Origin of the sequence: Halorubrum tebenquichense DSM 14210, from assembly GCF_000337415.1 — an archaeon.
GTDB lineage: Archaea > Halobacteriota > Halobacteria > Halobacteriales > Haloferacaceae > Halorubrum > Halorubrum tebenquichense.
The window spans coordinates 1-17,989 of record NZ_AOJD01000050.1 but is presented as its reverse complement, the minus strand read 5'-3'; the positions used below and the strand labels follow the sequence as shown (position 1 = coordinate 17,989).

The 17,989-nt window shown below is 70.5% G+C and carries 19 protein-coding genes; 6 read left to right on the top strand and 13 right to left on the bottom strand.

What is annotated here, in order from left to right; genetic code table 11:
* The first annotated feature begins 70 nt into the window (after positions 1-70).
* On the top strand, positions 71-1,399 hold the full coding sequence (locus C472_RS09010) for an Nre family DNA repair protein (protein WP_006629516.1): 1,329 nt from the start codon (positions 71-73) through the stop codon (positions 1,397-1,399).
* A gap of 216 nt (positions 1,400-1,615) precedes the next feature.
* Here the strand turns inward: C472_RS09010 and C472_RS09005 are convergent, their stop codons facing one another.
* The 3 genes from C472_RS09005 to C472_RS08995 all read right to left on the bottom strand — a co-directional run bounded on the left by C472_RS09005 (position 1,616) and on the right by C472_RS08995 (position 5,228).
* Complete coding sequence (locus C472_RS09005; protein ID WP_006629515.1) at positions 1,616-3,415, bottom strand: aldehyde ferredoxin oxidoreductase family protein; 1,800 nt, start codon at positions 3,413-3,415, stop codon at positions 1,616-1,618.
* A 55-nt stretch (positions 3,416-3,470) separates the two neighbouring features.
* On the bottom strand, positions 3,471-3,767 hold the full coding sequence (locus C472_RS09000; protein WP_006629514.1) for a DUF7130 family rubredoxin-like protein: 297 nt from the start codon (positions 3,765-3,767) through the stop codon (positions 3,471-3,473).
* Between the two features lie 462 nt (positions 3,768-4,229).
* The gene (locus C472_RS08995) at positions 4,230-5,228 is read right to left on the bottom strand and encodes a radical SAM protein (RefSeq protein ID WP_006629513.1); all 999 of its coding nucleotides are present in this window, start codon (positions 5,226-5,228) and stop codon (positions 4,230-4,232) included.
* 166 nt (positions 5,229-5,394) lie between these two features.
* Here C472_RS08995 and C472_RS08990 point away from each other — a divergent pair, with 166 nt between their 5' ends.
* A complete protein-coding gene (locus C472_RS08990) occupies positions 5,395-6,117 on the top strand; it encodes a DUF6517 family protein (protein WP_006629512.1) in 723 nt (240 codons plus the stop codon).
* Positions 6,118-6,234: 117 nt separating this feature from the next.
* Positions 6,235-7,344: a DUF373 family protein gene (locus C472_RS08985; RefSeq protein ID WP_006629511.1), complete on the top strand. Its 1,110-nt coding sequence runs from the start codon at positions 6,235-6,237 to the stop codon at positions 7,342-7,344.
* A 36-nt stretch (positions 7,345-7,380) separates the two neighbouring features.
* On the opposite strand, the gene C472_RS08980 is transcribed toward C472_RS08985, so the two are convergent.
* The 5 genes from C472_RS08980 to C472_RS08960 all read right to left on the bottom strand — a co-directional run bounded on the left by C472_RS08980 (position 7,381) and on the right by C472_RS08960 (position 14,018).
* The gene (locus tag C472_RS08980; RefSeq protein WP_006629510.1) at positions 7,381-8,424 is read right to left on the bottom strand and encodes a DUF7139 domain-containing protein; all 1,044 of its coding nucleotides are present in this window, start codon (positions 8,422-8,424) and stop codon (positions 7,381-7,383) included.
* An 82-nt stretch (positions 8,425-8,506) separates the two neighbouring features.
* Entirely contained in the window at positions 8,507-9,568 is a 1,062-nt protein-coding gene (locus C472_RS08975; RefSeq protein ID WP_006629509.1) for a phosphotransacetylase family protein, read from the bottom strand.
* Positions 9,561-11,735, bottom strand: coding sequence for an acetate--CoA ligase family protein (locus C472_RS08970; protein ID WP_006629508.1), 2,175 nt, complete (start codon positions 11,733-11,735; stop codon positions 9,561-9,563). Before C472_RS08970 ends, C472_RS08975 begins: the two co-directional genes overlap by 8 nt.
* Positions 11,736-11,824: 89 nt before the next feature.
* On the bottom strand, positions 11,825-13,528 hold the full coding sequence (locus C472_RS08965) for a PAS domain-containing sensor histidine kinase (RefSeq protein ID WP_006629507.1): 1,704 nt from the start codon (positions 13,526-13,528) through the stop codon (positions 11,825-11,827).
* 103 nt (positions 13,529-13,631) lie between these two features.
* Positions 13,632-14,018 (bottom strand): winged helix-turn-helix domain-containing protein, encoded by a 387-nt coding sequence (locus C472_RS08960; RefSeq protein ID WP_006629506.1) that lies wholly within the window; start codon positions 14,016-14,018, stop codon positions 13,632-13,634.
* Positions 14,019-14,132: 114 nt separating this feature from the next.
* On the opposite strand from C472_RS08960, the gene C472_RS08955 reads away from it, so the two are divergent.
* The 3 genes from C472_RS08955 (at position 14,133) to C472_RS08950 (ending at position 15,563) form a co-directional block, all read left to right on the top strand.
* A complete protein-coding gene (locus C472_RS08955; protein ID WP_006629505.1) occupies positions 14,133-14,768 on the top strand; it encodes a helix-turn-helix domain-containing protein in 636 nt (211 codons plus the stop codon).
* A 64-nt stretch (positions 14,769-14,832) separates the two neighbouring features.
* Positions 14,833-14,991 (top strand): DUF7560 family zinc ribbon protein, encoded by a 159-nt coding sequence (locus tag C472_RS17535; RefSeq protein ID WP_006629504.1) that lies wholly within the window; start codon positions 14,833-14,835, stop codon positions 14,989-14,991.
* Positions 14,992-15,107: 116 nt separating this feature from the next.
* Positions 15,108-15,563, top strand: coding sequence for a pyridoxamine 5'-phosphate oxidase family protein (locus C472_RS08950; RefSeq protein ID WP_006629503.1), 456 nt, complete (start codon positions 15,108-15,110; stop codon positions 15,561-15,563).
* Between the two features lie 515 nt (positions 15,564-16,078).
* Here the strand turns inward: C472_RS08950 and C472_RS08945 are convergent.
* The 5 genes from C472_RS08945 to C472_RS08925 all read right to left on the bottom strand — a co-directional run.
* The gene (locus C472_RS08945; protein ID WP_006629502.1) at positions 16,079-16,414 is read right to left on the bottom strand and encodes a DUF5615 family PIN-like protein; all 336 of its coding nucleotides are present in this window, start codon (positions 16,412-16,414) and stop codon (positions 16,079-16,081) included.
* 4 nt (positions 16,415-16,418) lie between these two features.
* Positions 16,419-16,715, bottom strand: coding sequence for a DUF433 domain-containing protein (locus C472_RS08940; protein ID WP_006629501.1), 297 nt, complete (start codon positions 16,713-16,715; stop codon positions 16,419-16,421).
* 248 nt (positions 16,716-16,963) lie between these two features.
* Entirely contained in the window at positions 16,964-17,257 is a 294-nt protein-coding gene (locus tag C472_RS08935; RefSeq protein WP_006629500.1) for a type II toxin-antitoxin system RelE family toxin, read from the bottom strand.
* A complete protein-coding gene (locus tag C472_RS08930) occupies positions 17,250-17,444 on the bottom strand; it encodes a DUF7557 family protein (RefSeq protein WP_006629499.1) in 195 nt (64 codons plus the stop codon). Before C472_RS08930 ends, C472_RS08935 begins: the two co-directional genes overlap by 8 nt.
* Positions 17,445-17,659: 215 nt before the next feature.
* Positions 17,660-17,989 (bottom strand): PGF-CTERM sorting domain-containing protein (locus C472_RS08925; RefSeq protein WP_006629498.1); only part of this gene is annotated, 330 nt, incomplete at its 5' end.

Below are 17,989 nucleotides of genomic sequence, written 5' to 3'. Positions count from 1 at the left end.
CCGCCCGCTGTTCCCGTTTTCGCCGGTCGCCAGCAACGTTCAAGCCGCCGCGCCGCCAACGCCGATCCGAATGCGGCTCGACGAGTTCATCGAGTTCGAGGCGAACGAGCGCGCCGAGCGACGCCGCCTCGCGAGCGAGAAGGACTACGGTATCCTCGATCACCTCGACTCCTTCGAGCGGCGCTTCGACGAGCACGTCTCCGACGACGCCGTGGTCGGGAGCGTCTCGCCCTCCATCTTCGTCGGCCGCGCGGACTACCCGAACGTCTCGACCGGGCTGCTCTCGCCGGTCGGCCGCGAGGAGCGCGCGGCGGCGTTCGAGACCTCCGCGGCGTGGTACGAGGAGGGCGTCTCCATCGCCGACGTGTTCGACCGCCGGACGAGCCTGCTCAACTCGACGCGCGGGGTCGACGTGGCGGACGCGGGCGCGACGGGCGGCGTGACGTCGGCCGGCGGCGGGGGCGGGCCGGCCGAGAGCGTCCGCGACGCGTGGGACGGCTGGCTCGGCGTTCAACGCGAGGTCGCGATCGCGGACCGCCCGGTCGACGTGGAGATCGGGCTCGACGGCCGCCCCGACCTCGACTTCGAGGTCGGGACGGAGGACATCAAGACGCCGACCGGCCCGCGCGCCGCGGCCCGGACGGCCGACCTCGGCGAGAACCCGCACGTCCCGCGGCCGGTGAAGAAGACCCTCGAAGACGACGACTGGCGCGCGGAGGGAGCGATGGCGTACCTCTACCGCCGCGGGTTCGACGTGTACGAGATCAACACGATCCTCTCGGCGGGGGCGCTCGGACGGGGCGAGAACCGGCGGCTCGTTCCGACGCGCTGGTCGATCACGGCCGTCGACGACACGGTCGGGCAGTTCCTCCGCGGGTCGATCCGCGACAATCCGACCGTCGACCGGATCGAAGTCCACCGCAACGAGTACCTCGGCAACGCGTTCTGGGTGATCCTGGTTCCGGGACAGTGGGAGTACGAACTCGTCGAGATGAAATCGCCCGGCTCCATCTGGAACCCCGACCCGGAGGCCGGGGTGTACCTCGCGGCCGCGAGCGAGGGGCGCGAGGGGCGCACCGGCTACGTCGAGGAGACCGCGGGCGCGTACTACGCCGCCCGCCTCGGCGTCTTGGAACACCTCGACGACCGGGGGCGACAGGCGAAGGCGCTCGTCTTACGCCACGTCTCCGACGACTACTGGGGACCGGTCGGCGTCTGGCAGGTCCGCGAGGCCGTCAGGAACGCCTTCGAGGGCGAACTCGGCACCGCGGAGACGTTCGGCGAGGCGGTCCGCGGCGTCGCCGACCACCTCCCCGTGTCGCTGACGCGGCTCCGCCGGAAGTCGACGCTGGCGGCCGGGCTTCAGGCGAACCTCGGGGACTTCGTCGACGCTGGGTGAGCCGGGCGGCTCGCCGGCCGGCAGAGGGCGTTTTTCGAATCCCAGACGGTCGGTCGCGATTGGCGAGTTCCACGACGGCAAACAAGCTGTCCAGGCTGAAGGAGGAGTCCCGCTCGCCGACGGTGACGGCAACGCCGCGTTCGCGGTGAAGGCCAGTAGCGTCACGGACATCCCCGGAGTCGACACGCTCTCCCGCGCCGGCACCGGCGAGGCCCCTCAGAAGGCGGCGGGGTCCGACGACATCCCGACCGGCGTCTCGCCGTCGACGGTCGCGTTGAGGTCGAGTCGCGCGAGCGTCTCGGGGGTGGGGAGTCCGTCGCGGTCCCAGCCGCGCGCGGCGTAGTAGGCGTCGAGGAGGCGTTCGAAGGCCTCGCGGTCGAGCCCGTCGGTCGCCTCGGAGCCGCCGTGGACCGGGTCGGTCAGCGTCGGGGGGAGTTCGTCGTCGTCGCGGTCGAACCCCTCGCGGGCGTTGAACAGCCGCACGAGAGCCCAGATCCGCTCGCCGGCCAGCCGGAGCGACTCGGCGTCGTGGTCGCGGCCGAGCGCGTCGAACCACTCGGCCCCGAACTCGTCCCACAGCGGCTCGCCGGCGAAGTCGTCGGCGACGAAGCTCCACAGCGCCGACCGGGTGTTCTGCGCGGTCACGACCGCGGCGACCCGCTCGCTCGTCGACGCCTCCTCGGCGACGGCTTCCCACTCGATCGGGCGAGCGCGCCGGTGACAGCCGCCGCGGTCGCTCGTCGCGTACGCCAGCGCCATCCCGACGGCCGCGCGCGGGTCGTACGCCGGCAGCTCCATCGACTTGACCGTCGGGATGGCGTCGTCGGTGCCGTACGCGTCGGCGGCGGCGTCGACGCCGTCGGCGAGCGCGTCGGCGACTCCCGGCTCGCAGGGGCCGTCCGCGCCGGTCGCGATCGCCTCGATGAGCGCGCGGGCCCCGTCGGGGTCGCCGAACGACACGTCGCAGTCGACGCGACCGGCCTCGGCCGCCCGGACCGCCCACGCGACGGCGTTGCCGGCCGAGATGACGTCGACGCCGAGGCGGTCGCAGCGCTCGCCCAGCGCCGCGACGGCGTCGAACGAGCCCACGCCGAGCCCGGCACCGAGGGTCATCGGGGTCGCGCCGCGGGGGACGGACCGGCCCTCGTCGGTCTCGACCTCGAAGCCGCCGGGCACCGCGCTGTCGGGGCGCTCGCGGCCGACCGCGGCGTCCGCGGCGGCCTCGACGCCGATGTCGTCGGCGGCCGCGAAGCGGTCGCGCTGCCACCCCTCGGTGGCGAGCGCGCCGACCTCGTTGGCGAAGTCGACGCTCTCGAGCGTCTCGCCCGCCGCCTGCCAGCGGCCCGTGTCGCCCTCGGCGTACGCGCGCTCGACCCGCTCGCGGAGCGGGACCAGTTCGGGCGGCACCGCGGGGGGGTCGTCGCGGGCCACGACGGCCTTGAGCCGCTTCGACCCCATGACCGCGCCGGCCCCGCCCCGGCCGGCGTGGTGGGCCCCGGCATCCGAGGCGATCGTCGCGTAGGCCACGCCGCGCTCGCCCGCCGGCCCGACACAGGCGACGCCGGCGTCCGGGTGAGCGGCGTCGGTCTCGACCGTGTCCGCGCCCCACGCCTCGGCCGGCTCGACGCGGGCGTCGCCGCCCTCAACGACGATCCGGACCGGCCGGTCGGCGGCCCCGGTCACGAGCAGGGCGAGGCAGTCGTCGAGCGAGCCGGTCAGCCGGCCGGCGAAGTCGCCGCCGGCGTAGGAGTCGAGGAAGCCGCCGGTCAGCGGCGACTTCGTCACGGCGGCGTATCTGGTCTCGCCGGGGAGGTACCCCGAGAGCGGGCCGACGCAGAAGGCCAGCAGGTTCTCGGGGCCCAAGGGGTCGGTGCCGGGGTCGAGCTCGTCGTAGAGGTAGCGGGCACCGATCCCCTTCCCGCCGAGGAACCGGCGACGCCACGCCGCCGGGACGGGCTCTCGCTCGACGGTCTCCGAGGAGAGGTCGACCCGTAAGACGTGGTCTCGGTCGGGCATCTCTCCGCCGGTTCGACGCCGGTACTCAAAAGCGTGGCGACGGGGGAACCGGCGCTCAGTCCTCGGCCCAGTAGTACAGCTCCTCGCGGGGCGCGTCGCAGCTCGGGCAGTTCTCCGGGAGCTCGTCGCCGATCTCGCCCATCTCGCCGCACTCCCAGCAGCGCCACATCACGTAGGCGGTGCCGAACACGTCGCGGGCGTCGGTGAGCGCCAGCGGGTCCGTTCCCGTCGGCGCGGAGACGTAGAAGCCCGCGTCGTCGACCCCGCGGACGGTCCCCAGCTCCTCGCCCGACTCGTCGTACACCGTCTGTCCGATGCTCACGTCGGCGAATTCGGGTTCTTCGGAGGCCATGCGCGAGCGTACGGACCGCACCGTCTTAAATCATGACTCGTGTTGACAAGAAACAATTCTGCGGTGCGGTGGCGCGTGCCTGTGAGCGTGCCGCCGAAGGCGGCCGCGAGCAGCACGCGCGAGGGAGTCGCTGGCGGNCAGCGACGAGGCTGGGGAGGCGTGAGGCTGTGCGGTCGCGGTCGGGCGGGGCTCGAAGGGGCAGTCGCGAGCCGGGCGCAGGCGACGCAAGCACTGGAAGGAGCGAGTGAAACGAGCGACTGAAGCGCGCAGCGAGCGTGCGCCCGCCTCGCGACTGGGGCTTCGGTGGCGTTCGTGCCGATGGTTGATTTATAAGCAGAAACCGAGTCGTAGCGAGCGACTGGGGCTTCGGCGGTCTCGATCACAGAGGTCGCCGTTTCGTATCGAATGACCGTATCTTCGACTGTCAGAGGAGCGAGAAGACGACTCAGAGGTCCAAATTCGTTACGCGACCGGGGTGCGCTCGACGACGGTGCCGTCGACGGTCGGGTACTGCTCGACGATTTCGCCGCGGTCGAGGTCGCCGTCCTCGACCATCTCCTCTAAGAGCCACCACGCCACCTCGACGTGGTCCGACTTGACCGTGTAGAACTCCTCCGGGACGCCGAGCGCCTCGAACCGGTCGGCGTCGGCGAACGCCTTCCCGTAGACGAGAGTGCCGTCGTCGGTCACCTCGTCGAACTCGCGGCGGATGTTCTTCGCCATCCGCTTCAGGCGGTTCCGGTGCTGGGCGGCGTCTTTGAACACCGAGGTACAGAAGTACACCTTCTCGTGGCTCGCCATCTCTTCGAGGATGGCGTCGTCCTTCGAGCCCTCGACGGCGGACATGTGGTCCTCCTGCAGCTCGAAGCCCTCCTCTTGCATCCGGCGGTAGTTGCCGTCGGACATCTCGAACTCGTTGATGTTACAGAACTCGGCCGCGCCCTCGTCTAAGAACTCCAGGAACTCCGGCTCCGCGCGAATTCCCGGGATCTCGAAGGCGGGCGTGAGCCCCTCCTCGCGGGCGATGTGGAGGATCTCCTCCCACTCGGTGCCGTGCATGTCGCCCCACATCTCCAGCGGCGGGTGGAAGCGGATCTCGTCGAGCCCCGCCTCCGAGAGGCGGCGCATGTTCTCGCGGCCGCCCGTGATCCCGGTGTAGAGGTGCGTGTGGTGGTCCTCGCCGAACTCGTCTTTCAGCAGTTCGAGGTACCGGGTCGTCTTCGCCATCGCCTCCTGCGGCTCGCCGCCGGTGATCGACGTGCCGAGCGCGCTCATGCGCTTGGCCTCCTCGATCACGTCCTCGTCGGACTCGACTTGCCGCTCGTTGGCGTACACGTCGGTGACGTTCTTCCGGTTCTCTCCGAGGGGGCAATAGAAGCAATCCCGCTGGTCGCAGTAGCCGTAGACGAAAAGCACCATCTTCCCGCCCTTGGCGCACTGTTCACAGCCCTTGGAGATCATCTACCCCTTTCTACCGGCCGCGGCCTCAAAAAGCGTCCGAACCGCGCGTTCCCGGGAGAGCCGTTGTCACGGGGCCGCGATCGCGGGCGGCCCGGGAGCAGCCTCCGGCGGGCGGAGGAGTCACCCGAACACAAAGTATGTACCCCCGCCCCCGAGAGGTAAAGCCATGAGATCCGGTGAGACGTCCGATTCCGACGACGAGACCCGCTCGACGACCGACGCGACCACCCGTCGTGGCGCGCTCGGGCTGGCGGGCGCTGTCGGCCTCGCGAGCCTCGCCGGCTGCACCGCGCTCGACGTGGCGACCGGCGGCGAGCCCGCGGAATTTTCTGCCGGGACGGCGACGGTCGCGGACGCGACCCTCTCCGACACGGGGTACGAGCTCAACGACGTGAGCGAGGAGACCCTCTCTCGGGAGGTCGAGGCCGGCGGCCAGACCCGCGAGGTCCAGGTGACGAACACGGTCGGCGAGTACGACAAGGCCGTCGAGCTGTTCGGCGAGCGCTATCAGGCCGCCGTCTTCGCGGCGGTGGCGACCCCGCGGATCGAGGTGCTCGGGCAGGCGCTCAACCCGATCGCCGAGTTCAGCACGCGGGAACGGGCGGAGCTCATCCTGAGCCGCTTCGAGAACGTCGGCGACCTCGAACGCGGGACGGAGTACACGACGACGGTCCTCGAAAGCGACGCCGACGTCGTCGTGTACACCGCGCAAGGCGAGATCGAGGGCACCGGCGCGAGTACCGAACTGGAGCTTCACATCGGCGAGCCGGTCTCGGTCGAGGACGACTTCGTCCTCCCGCTCGCGGCGTACCCGGCCGCGTTCAGCGACGGCGAGAACGTCCGGCTGATGATGAACGGGCTCGAACACGAGCCGAACGAGGAGAACTGACGCGGCACGGCTTACGCCGCGACGGGACGACCGCGGCGACGGCGGCGAGGGCGGCGGGTTCGCGGCCGCGCGGCGCGAGCCGAAAACATATGCCGACCCCTCGCGTAGCCCGGGACGATGCTGCTCGTCCTCTGTGTCGACCTCGACGACGACCTCGGCCGGAAGACGGGGATCCCCACCCCAGTCATCGGCGACGAGGCCGTCACCGAGGCCGCGGTCGCGCTCGCGACCGCCGACCCCGAGGACTCCGACGTCAACGTCCTCTTTCAGGGCGTCAACGTCCACGACGAGCTGGCCGCCGAGGGCGAGGCCGTCGAGGTCGCGGCCGTCACCGGCGTCGACGGCCCCGACGTGAAGGCGAACCGCGCCGTGGGTCAGGAGGTCGACCGCGTCCTCGCGGAGCTGTCGACCGGCGAGGAGGTCTCCGCGGTCGTGATCACCGACGGGGCCCAAGACGAGTCCGTCCTCCCCGTGATCCGGTCGCGGATGCCGATCGACGGGATGCGTCGGGTCGTCGTCCGACAGGCGCAGGACCTCGAATCGCTCTACTACACGATCAAGCAGGTGCTGGCCGACCCGGAGACCCGCGGGACGATCCTCATCCCGCTGGGCGTCCTCCTCCTGATCTACCCGCTCGTCGTCGTCGCGAACCTCTTCGACGTCGCCGGCGCGGCGGTGCTCGGAATCCTCTCCGGCGCGGTCGGGCTCTACTCGCTGTTCCGCGGGCTGGGCCTCGAAGAGACCGTCGACGGCGCGGCCGAGAGCGTCCGCAACGTCCTCTACACCGGCCGCGTCACCCTCGTCACGTACGTCGTCGCACTCGCGCTGATCGTCGTCGGCGGCGTTCAGGGGGTCGAGACCGTCGACGCCGTCGGCGGCGTTCAGGGCGGGTCGCTCGCCGCCGGCACCGCCCTCGCGGCGTTCGTCCACGGGTTCGTCCAGTGGCTCGGCGTCGCCGGCGTCACCTCCAGTCTCGGCCAGATAACCGACGAGTACCTCGCCGGGCGGTTCCGGTGGCGCTACCTCAACGCGCCCTTCTACGTCGTGTCCATCGCGGTCGTGCTGTTCGCGGTCTCCGGGTTCTTCCTCCCGGACGCGCCGGGCGTGACGGCGCTCGGCCTCTCGGAGCTGGCGATGGCGCTCGCGGCGGGGACGCTCATCGGCGTGTTGAGCACGCTCGCGTTCGCCGTCGCGGAGTCGCAGCTCCCGTCGGCGGACCCGGTGTGAGAAGGCTCGTTCGCGGGGCGGACAGACGGAGCCCGGTCAGCGCGGCGTCCAGGAGTCGCAGGCCTCCATGTCGTCCATGAGCTCGTCGTAGTGCGCGCAGTAGGGGCGCATGCCGTCGTCGGTGCGGACGTAGTCGAACTGCGCGCAGTTGCCGCAGTAGGCGTCGCCCGGCCCGTCGCGCGCGGCGGGGGAGCCGGGCGAGGGGGCGGCGTCGGGCGCGGCCGGCGACGACGGGGCGCTCGGCCCGGCGTCGTCGAGCGGCGAGGTGATGTCGGGCTCCGCGCTGCCGCCGTCGCTCACGCCGGGCGAGCCGGGACCGGAGCGACCGTCGGCCCCCGACCGCCCGCCCGTACCGGAGCGGTCAGTCGCGCCGGGTTGGCCCGTCGCGCCGACTCGTCCCGCGGAAGCGTCGTCCGGACGGTCCGTCCGGCGCGGGTCGTCGGTCGGCCGGTCCGTCCGATCCGCGGCGTCCGCCGGGCGGTTCGTCTGCGTCTCGACGTCGCCGTCCGGGGTCCCGCCGAGGAGCCCGACGCCGCCGCGGCTCCCCAGTTGGTCGCGAGGAACCTCGACGACCTTCGTCTCCCCTTTGTGCGTCACCTCCATCGTGACGGTGCCGCCGGGGTCGTTGCGGGTCTTGAAGTTCGCGACGCCGACGAACACGCTCCACAGCGTCGTCGCCGCGCCGAGGAAGTAGACGCCCGCGGTCGGTAGCGTGAGGTCCGTCAGCTCCGGGCGCGGCCCGCCGACCCACTGCTGGGGGTACGCGTGCGCGAACAGCGCCACGCCGAGACACATGACGGCCGCGCCGACGACCGCCGCCGCGTAGGTGTTACGCTCGGCCGGCAGGACGGCCATCACGCCGAGCAACACGAGCGGGACGCCGACGCCGCCGAGGATCCCGCCGAGCTGCCGGGCGTCCCCCGCGGAGTACCCCGCCGGCACCGTCACCTCGGCCGCGACGAGGATCCCCGCCACGACGAGCAGCGCGCCCGCGACGAACGAACCCACACCGAGATAGAGCCGACGCGGGTCGACCCCGGAGCGCCCCCGTCCGCCGTACGCCTCCGAGAGACTGGTCATGGGCGGGGTACGTCGTCCACCGTGAAAACAGTACGTCAGACGATCACGGACCCGAGCGGAACGGGCGGCGACGCGGGCCGGCTCAGACGAGCGCGTCCACGTCGACGTGGTCGCCGAGCAGTTCGGCCATCCGGTCGACGGTCCGGACGTCGCGCGTGCGGCCGCCGCGGACGACCGCCTCGGCGCGGTCGATGGCCGTGACCGTGTCGGTGTTCACCGCCAGCACGGGCTTGCCGGCGTCCGCGGCCTTGCCCAGCACCGCGCCGGAGGGCCGGTGGCCGCCGGTGAGGACGAGACAGGCCACGCCCGAGGCGTCGAGCGCGGCGGTCTGCACGTCCGCGCGGTCGCCGCCCGTGATGACGGCGGCGTCGCGGGCGCGCCGGAAGTACCGCAGCGCCTCGTCGCCGCCCATCGCGCCGACGAGGAAGCGCTCGACGAACGCGTCGGTCGGCGCGTCCGTGAGCAGTTCGGCACCCAGCTCGTCGGCGAGCTCGCCGACCGTGACGCCCGCGAGCTCCTTCTCGTACGGGAGCGCGCCGAACACCGTGATCCCCTTCGATTCGAGGAACGGGATGCCGTCCTGGTCGAGCGACTCGAAGGCGTCGTCGGACACCTTGTTGAACACGACGCCGGCGAGGCGGTCGCCGAACGCGTCGGCGGCCGCCAGCACCTCGTCTAAGTCGTTCGGCGAGCCGTACTCGGCGACGAGGACGACCCGCGCGTCGAGCAGCTCCGCCACGTCCGCGTCGGTGAGGTCGACGACGCCGCCGGTGGTCCAGCTGCCGCCGCCCTCGACGAACACCCGGTCGTGGTCGGCGGCGATGCCCTCGTACTCCTCGCGGATCCGGTCGCGCAGGGCGTCCGGGTCCTCGGTGCCGCGGACCGCGCCCTCGACGAACGTCGGCGAGTAGACGACCGGCTCCATCTGGTGCATCTCGGCGTCCAGGCCGAGCACCTCGCGGGCGAGCATCGGGTCCTGGTCGAGCGTCTTGCCGACGTTCGACTGGAGCCGGGTGCCCTTCGGTTTCATGTAGCCGACGCTGCGGTCGCCCTCCGCGGCGAGCCGCGCTAAGGCGACGGTGATGGCTGTCTTTCCGGCGCTGTCTCCGGTCGCGGTGACGAGTGTAGTGGGTGTGTCAGTCATTGGTGGGTTCCTCCGCGTCGATCGGGGTCGGGTCGGTCTCCGGGTCGGCCGTCGCCGAGTCGAGCTCCTCCGGGTCGACGGTGAGTCTCACGTCGACGGCGGCGGCGTCCGTGCCGCCGTCGTCGTCGGGCAGTGCGACGAGGGGGTTGATGTCGAGTTCGAGGATCGCCGGGAAGTCGGTGACCAGCTGCGAGAGCCGGCCGATCGTCTCGATCACGGCGTCGACGTCGACCGGGTCGCGGCCGCGGGCACCGCGCAACAGCGGTGCCGACTGGATCTCCTCGGTCATCTCGCGCGCCTCCGGCTCGGAGACGGGCGCGACGCGGAAGGTGGTGTCCTCCATCACCTCCACGAAGATGCCCCCCAGCCCGAACATCAGCAGCGGCCCGAACTGCGGGTCGCGGTTCATGCCGACGATCGTCTCGACGCCGTCATCGAGATCGACCATCTCCTGCACCTGTACGCCGAGGACGGTCGCGTCCGGCTGGTAGTTGCGCGCGCGGGTGATCAGGTCCTCGTAGGTGTCGGCCACGTCCCCGTCTTCCACGCCGACGGCGACGCCGCCGATGTCGGACTTGTGTAGGATGTCCGGCGAGACGATCTTCATCACCACGCCGCCGTCGATGTCGGCTGCGACCTCGCGGGCGCGCTCCGGCGAGTCGACGATCTCGCCGGCGGGCGTGGGGATGCCGTAGGCGTCGAGCAGTTCCATCGCCTCGACGCCCAGCCGGTTGTCGTCGCGGTCGCGCACCGTTTCGAGTATCTCGCGGGCGCGCTCGCGGTCGACGTCGAACGACATCGGGGGCGCGTACTCCCGGGCCTTGATGTCGCGGTACTCGGCCAGCGTCGCGAGGCTGTCGATGGCGCGCGCGGGGTCGAAGTAACAGGGGATCCCCTGCGCCTGAAGCCGCTGTTTCGGCTCGCGGGTCCGGTCGCCGCCCATCAGGCAGGCGGCGACGGGGGCGTCCATCTCGGCGCTCACGTCGGTGATCGCGTCCGCCAGCTCGTCGAAGTCGATCGTCGCCGTCGGCGCGGCCAACACCAAGGCGGCCCCGACGTTGTCGTCGGCGACGGTCGTCTCGAGCGCCTCGCGGAACCGCGCCACGTCGGCGTCGCCGATCACGTCGACCGGGTTGTGGATGTTCGCCTCCTCCGGCATCGACTCGGCGAGGGCGTCCGTGGTCTCGCGCGTGAACGACGCCATGTCGAGGTCGGCGTCGCCCACCGCGTCCGTCGCCATCACGCCGGGGCCGCCGGCGTTCGTGACGATGGCGACGCTGTCGGTGTCGGGCAGCGGCTGGCTGCCGAGGATGCCCGCCGCGTCGAACAGCTCGTCGACCGACTCCGCGCGGATGACGCCGGCCTGGTCGAGGCCGGCCTCGTACGCCTTGTCGGAGCCGGCGAGCGTGCCGGTGTGCGAGGAGGCGGCCTGCGCCCCGGCGCTGGTCCGCCCCGACTTCACGGCGACGATCGGGGTGTCCTGGGTCGTCTCGCGGGCGGTCTCGATGAACTCGCGGCCGTCCTCGATCCCCTCGAGGTAGCCGATTATCACGTCGGTCTCCTCGTCGTCCCCCCAGTGGTCGACGAAGTCCGTCTCGTCTAACACCGCCTTGTTACCGAGCGAGACGACGTCCTTGAAGCCGATCCCGTTGTCGTTGGCCCAGTCGAGGACCGCCGTGACGAACGCGCCGGACTGACTCATGAAGGAGAGCCCGCCCGGGAGCGCGTTCTCCGGGCCGAACGTCGCGTTCATCCCGGAAGGCGTCGACATGACCCCCAGACTGTTTGGGCCGACGAGGTTGAGGTCGTGCTCGTCGGCTAGCTCCGCGAGGCGCTGCTCCCTCGCGGCCCCGTCCTCTCCGGTCTCGCCGAACCCGGCGGTGATCACGACGACGTTCCGGACGCCCGCCTCGCCGCAGGCCTCGATCGCGTCCAACACGATCGAGGGCGGCACGACGACGACGGCCACGTCGGCGTCGGCGTCGGCCACCTCGTCGACGCAGGGCGTGCCGAGCACCTCGTCGTAGTTCGGGTTGACGGGGACCGTGTCGCCGTCGAAGTCGTCGAGGAGATTCGACGTGACGGCGCGACCGACGGCACCCTCGCGGGCGGTGGCACCGACGACGGCGACCCGGTCCGGGTCGAACAGCTCGTTGAGCGTACCCATCAACGCGGAAGTACGCGAAGCGTGGGCTTAAGATCGGTGGGATGTTCTTCGAAATCGGAGTCAACGGTGAACGATCGATCGGGTTTCCGTCAGCCGTCCGTCGATCCCGGCGGGGGATCGGCGGCGGCCTCCCCGTCGGTCGGGGTCTCCGACGCCGCGTCCCGGTCCGCGGCGACGCCGTCGAGCCCGGCGGCCGACGCCGCGCCCCCGCCGTCGGGCTCCGCGGCCGAGCCGCCGCCGGAAACCGCCGACGGCCGGCCGTCAGCCGTCGTCGAGGCGGGGTCGCGGTCGGCGTCGGGGACGCTGATCGTCACCTCGTTTCCGTCGACGCCGGTGTCGAACCGCAGGTCCCCGCCGGAGCGGTCCGCGATCCAGTAGACGAGCCACAGCCCCATCCCGTCGGTGTGTCTGAGGTCGTCCATCCTCCAGCGGTCGGTGATGGGGTCGCGCTCGGCCGTCGGGATCGGCGGGCCGTTGTCCCGGACCGCGATCTCGACGCGCTCGGCCGGGGCCGTGACCTCGATCTCGACCGTCGGCGTCGCCTCCGCGTGTTCGATCGCGTTCTCGATCAGCTCCGCGATCGCGTAGTCGAGTTCGGGGTGGGTGAACGCCCGCACGCCGTCGGGACAGGAGACGGACACCCCCACCCGCGAGTCGTCGGGGTCGCCGACGGCGTCCGCGACCGCGCTCTCGACGAGCGGCGCGACGCGGAGCGGCTGCGGCGGCTCGTGCTGCCGAAGCAGGTCGATCACGCCGCGCTGCTTCTCGGCGGTGGTGAGCAGGTCGTCGGCGACGCGGCGGACCGTCTCCGCGTGTTCGATCACGTCGGCGGCGAGTTCCGCGAAGTCCCCGTCGGGAGCGTCGAGGTCCAAGTCCGGGGGATCGGTACCGGCGGAGTCGGGACCGACGGGACCGGAACCGTCCGACGCCGACGACGCCGACGAGGACGCGGACCCCGCCGCGTCGCGGACCCGGTCGGCGATCCGTTCGGCGGTCCCGTCGACGATGTTCATGTCGTTGCGGATCGTGTGTCGGAGCAGGTTGTCCATCACCGTGAGCTGGCGCTCGCGGCGGTACTCGTCGGTGACGTCGCGGGCGAACCCGGTGACGGCGACTACCTCTCCGTTCTCGGTGACGGGACGGCCGGGCACCCGGACCCAGCTCGTCGGCCCGTCTGGGGAGCCGACCCGGTAGTCGAGGTTGGTGGACTCGCCGGCGGAGAGCCGCTCCATCGCGCACTCGACGGCCGGGCGGTCGTCGGGGTGGACCGACTCCAGGAACCGCCGCGGCCGGCGGTCGAGCGCGTCGGGGTCGATCCCGAACACCGGCTCGACCGCGCCGTTGACGAACAGCAGTTCGGTCCAGTCGGCGCTGAACATCCACAGCACGTCGGGGGAGGTCGACGCGATGGTCTCCAAGCGCCGCCGGGACTCCACTTCGAGGGTGATGTCGCGGGAGCTGAGCGCGTAGCCGTCGACGCCGGTCTCCGCGGGCGGGAACACGAGCGTGCGGAACCACACCCAGTCGCCGTCGGCGGTCGCGTAGCGGTACTCGACCGGGGAGTCGGACCGCGTGCCGTCGGCGACGATGGACTCGAACGCGGCGCGGACGCGGTCGACGTCGTCCGGGTGGACCAGATCGAACGCGTTCCGGCCGACGAGCTCGTCGGGGTCGAACCCGAGAAGCTCTTCGGTGGCCGCGTTGAGGTACCGGAACCGACCCCGCTCGTCGATCACCGCGACCTTGTCCTGCGCGAGATCGATGAGGGTCTCTGGCTCCGGCGAGCGAGACATACGGAACAGGTCCGCAAACTGGCGTAAAACCTTGGCCGTTCGATTATCACGCGCGAAAAGCAGCGGCGGCGGAGTGAGTCGGCGCGTCGCGGTCGGCGGGCGGTCAGTCGGCTGAGACGCCGGGCGCGTCGAGCGCGGACGCGAGCGGGTCGGCCCCGCCGCCGTCGACCGAGAGCGTCACGCCGTCGTCGCCGAGTTCGACCGCGGCGTCCGCGGCGTCGCGGACGTACTCGGCGGCGTGGTCGCCGTCCGGGTCGAACCGGACCCCCTCGGCGAGCAGCGGGGTCTCGCTCAGCAGTTCGACCTTCCGGTAGGCGGTCGAGAGCGCGATGTCGCAGGCCTCGGCGAGCTCGCTCGTCGTCTTCGGCGTCGCCGCGGCGGCGAGGATCGCCCGGCAGTCGCCGTCGGCGAGCGCCTCGAACGTCGCGTCGAGCGCCGCGTCGTCGTCGGTCGTCGTCGTCGCGTCGTTCGCTCGCGGGCTTCGCTTCATATCTCTACGTACCGGCTCCGGGCCCCCGAACCGTGGCCCATCATATGCGGGGGGTTTTATACCGCGGTGCGCGCCCGTCAACGTTTTTGCCCGGGGCGGGCACGGACGAACGAGATGGGATCGGGAATCCGGGCGGAGGTCTCGCTGCCGACCGAAGCGCCGTCGCCGTTCGACGGCGTGGTCGACGGGGCGACCCCGGTCACCGGCGTCTCGCGGTGTACGCCCGAGGGCGACCGCGAGCGCGTCGTCGTGGAGTTCATCGCCGACGCCGACCTGTCGGTCCCCGAGGGGGTCGAGGTCGTCTTCGATTACGGCGGCCGGGCCGCCTACCGGTTCGACGCCGCGGTCGACCCCGACTCGCCGTTCGCCGTGCTCGACCGCCACGAGACCCCCGTCTCGGAGGCGGTGGTCCGCGACGGGCGGCTCCGCGTCACCTTCCACGCGAGCGACCTGCCGACGCTGCGGTCCGTGTTGGAGGCGTTCCGCGACGGCTGCCCGGACATGGAGGTGAAGCGCCTGCTCCAGTCGACGACGACCCCGACCGAGTCGGACCTGGTGACCGTCGACCGGAGCGAACTGACCGAGCGCCAGCGCGAGGTGCTCGCGGCCGCCTACGAGGCGGGGTACTTCGACCACCCGAAGGGGGCCAACGCCGGCGAGGTGGCCGAGTCGCTGGGGATCGGCCGGTCGACGTTCACCGAACACGTCGCGGCCGCCCAGCGGAAGCTGTTCGGAGCGCTGCTCGATTGACCGCGTTCCGAAGCCGCGAGAATCCGAAGTCCGTTTGATGGGCGTGGGTGTCGTACCCACGAGTATGACGCCCCCACCGACGCACACGTTCGTCTGCCCGGAGTGTCGGCGCTCGATCGAGGTGGACGACGCGATGCGGGCGACGCTGCTCGAAACGGGCTGCGTCGTCTGCGGGGCCCCGGTTACCGAGGAGGACGTCGGTGGCGCGCCGGCGATGAGCTGACCGATCGCCCCCCGCGCCCCCGTCGCGGTCGCCGCCGCGGCCCCCGAGGTCCCCGGTCCGTCCCCGTTCTCGCGTCGTCTCGTGTCCTTTATCCCGCCGTACGAAGAAGTTCGGATATGGCGACGAACAGCGAGGTCGAGATGTCTCCGGCGGAGGTAGACGCGCTCTTGTCCCGCCACGAGACGGGAGTGCTCGCGCTCGCGCGCGACGACGCGCCGTACGCGATCCCGATCTCCTTCGGGTACGACGCGGACGAGCGCGCGCTGTTCCTCCGGCTGGTGTCGACGCCCGACAGCGAGAAGCGCGAGTTCCTCGCGTCGACGCCGCGGGCCCGCGTCGTCGTCTACGAGGACGACGGCGACGAGTACGCGAGCGTCGTCGGCGTCGGGACGCTCGAACGGGTCGACCTCGACGAGCTCACCCCCGAGACGATCGCGCAGTACGGCGAGGCGCAACGTCCCCTCTTCGAGATCTGGGCGGACGACAAGCCGGACTTAGACATCGAACTCTACCGCTTCACGCCCGAGACGCTGACCGGGCGGACCGTCGTCGTCGAGCGCGACGACGAGTAGAACTCTTCGCGGTCGACCGGCGCTGTTCTCCCGACCGTTTCGGTCGGAATCGCAGGCCCGTCTGGACGCCGACTGCGATTGCCGAGCGAACCGTCCGGCTCCGCGTCGCTCAGTCGTCACGGAGACGAGCGTCTCGGTGGGGCTGGCAACGCACTCTCGCCTCGGGAAATGTGGCCGACGACACATCCGAAAATCGGAGCGATGCCAAGTCGGAATCCGATCCGTCGTATGTCTCGGAGCGGTGTCGTCGGCGGTCCGCAGATCACCGGTCTGAGATAAGTATCTGTCCGTTCAAGCAGTATTTCGACCGATCACCGCCGCTGGTCGGAGCGAGACGCGATACAGAACGACCGCGTGTGGATCGGGTCGGGAGGGCCGATGGTTTAGCGACGGCGAGTCGCGTCCGCGACAGCGGCGGTGGGATCGAAGCGAAAGGCTGGCACCGAAGCCGAGCGTTCTATCGTCGGTTTACAGGCTTCCGCAGTATACCGGAGTCGAGTAATCGCGGTGGCTCCTCACTCCCACTCGTTCACGTTCACCACCGGCGGCAGGTCGGTCGGATCCGGCACCAACTCGATCACCGCTGCGACGCGGTCCGCGATCGCGTACGTGTCCATCGTGTCGTCGGCGTAGTAGAAGACCGGAACGTCGTCACGAACCTCCATATCGAGAAAATCGGCGTCGTGAGTGAGTACGACGTAGCCGTTCGTCCGAGCGAACGTCGCGATCGAATCGTCGTCAGCCCCCTGAGAGAGGACACCGTGGACGTGTTCTGCGGTGATCCCCTTCCCGCGGAGCGTCTCTGCGACTCGCGGACTCGTGTTCTCGTCGACGAGGACGCGATACTCCATCCGGTCAGGCGTCGGTATCGTCTTTCAGTTCCGACAGCGACACCGCACCGGCCGCTCGCGCCGACGCCTCGCGTTCCGCTCGCCGGCGCTCGACCGCGGCCATCTCGTCGGGGTGGCCGTGGTAGTATTGGAGCGCGGCGTACACCTCCGTCACGTCGAGATCGAGCTGTTCGGCCACCGCGTCGGCCGATTCGCCGGCCTCCTCGACGAGGCCCTGAATCCGACGGACGGTCACCCGCCGCCCGTCGATGTGCGGCTCGTCGTGGAGATCAGTCACGATCCGAACGGACGACTGCGCCATGCCCGATCGTATCGACCGAGAAGATATAAAATGTCGCTCCGAGGCGTCACTCGGTTCTCAACCGGAAACGACGAGCCGACCATCGCGCCGAGATTGGACTCGATTGCGACGAGCGCGAGCGCCGCCACTGGTCGGTGCGAGGCGCGATAAAGAAAGACCGCGTGTGAGTCGGCCCGCGAGGGCCGATGGTTTAGCGACGGCGAGTCGCGTCCGCGACAGTGGCGGTGGGACCGAAGCGAAGGGCCGGCTCAGAAACCGTAGCGTTTGTGCGCCTCGTCGATGGGGACGATCTCCAGCACGCGTACTTCCGTATCGTCTTCCAAGACCGTGTAAATCGCCGTGTAGGTCCGCGAGATGTGTATCCGATAGCGATCGCGACGACCGTCAATCGGGAGTTTCTCTTTGTCTCCACGGCCGCGTCCCGGATACGGATTCTCCGCGAGATACCCGAGGTTCTCCGTACAGATGCGTTCGGTCTTCTCGTCGGCGACATCGAGAAACTCCCGGGCCTTGTCAGCGAGCAGAACGTCGTACTCAGACATCCGAGAGGGGCGTGAGATCCTCGCGATCCGCCTCCTCAAGCTCTCGGAACTGTCGCTCCAAGTCCTCTCGGCGACGCTGTTGGGCGAGTTCCGCGAGCAGATCGTCGTACGTCTGCCCCGGTTCCTTCAGCTCGTGGAGTTCCTTCCGCGTCTCCTCGGTCACCGGAATGCGCTTGTCCGCGGACATCGGTCTGTACGGATGTATCAGGCTGATCGTCTTAACAGTTCTGGAGGTCACGGTCGTCGCAAGCCGACTGCCGTGCCGAGACGCGCGATCTGATTGCGACGAGCGCGAGCGCCGCCGCTGGTCGAAGTGAGGCGCGATAAAGAAAGACCGGGTGTGAATCGGCCCGCGAGGGCCGATGGTTGGAAGCTACGAGTCGCGACCGTTAGGCAACGATGTTACTCGTTGCGGCGGGTCGCGAGCAGCGCAGCGGCGATGAGGGCGACGAGCGCGACGAGCGCACCGAAGCCGGGCGTTCCGTCATCGGTGGAGTCGCCTTCGCTGTCGCCTTCACTGTCACCAGAGGAGTCGCCTTCACTGTCACCAGAGGAGTCGCCTTCGCTGTCACCACTAGAGTCACCAGAGGAGTCGTCTCCGCTGGAGTCACCGCTGGCCTCGATGGTCAGCGTGCCAGTGGCCTCGTCGTCGTCGGTCGCGACGCCGTGCGTGTAATCGCCGGCTTCGAGACCGGACGTGTCGGCAGTGAACTCGACGGTGGTACTGTTACC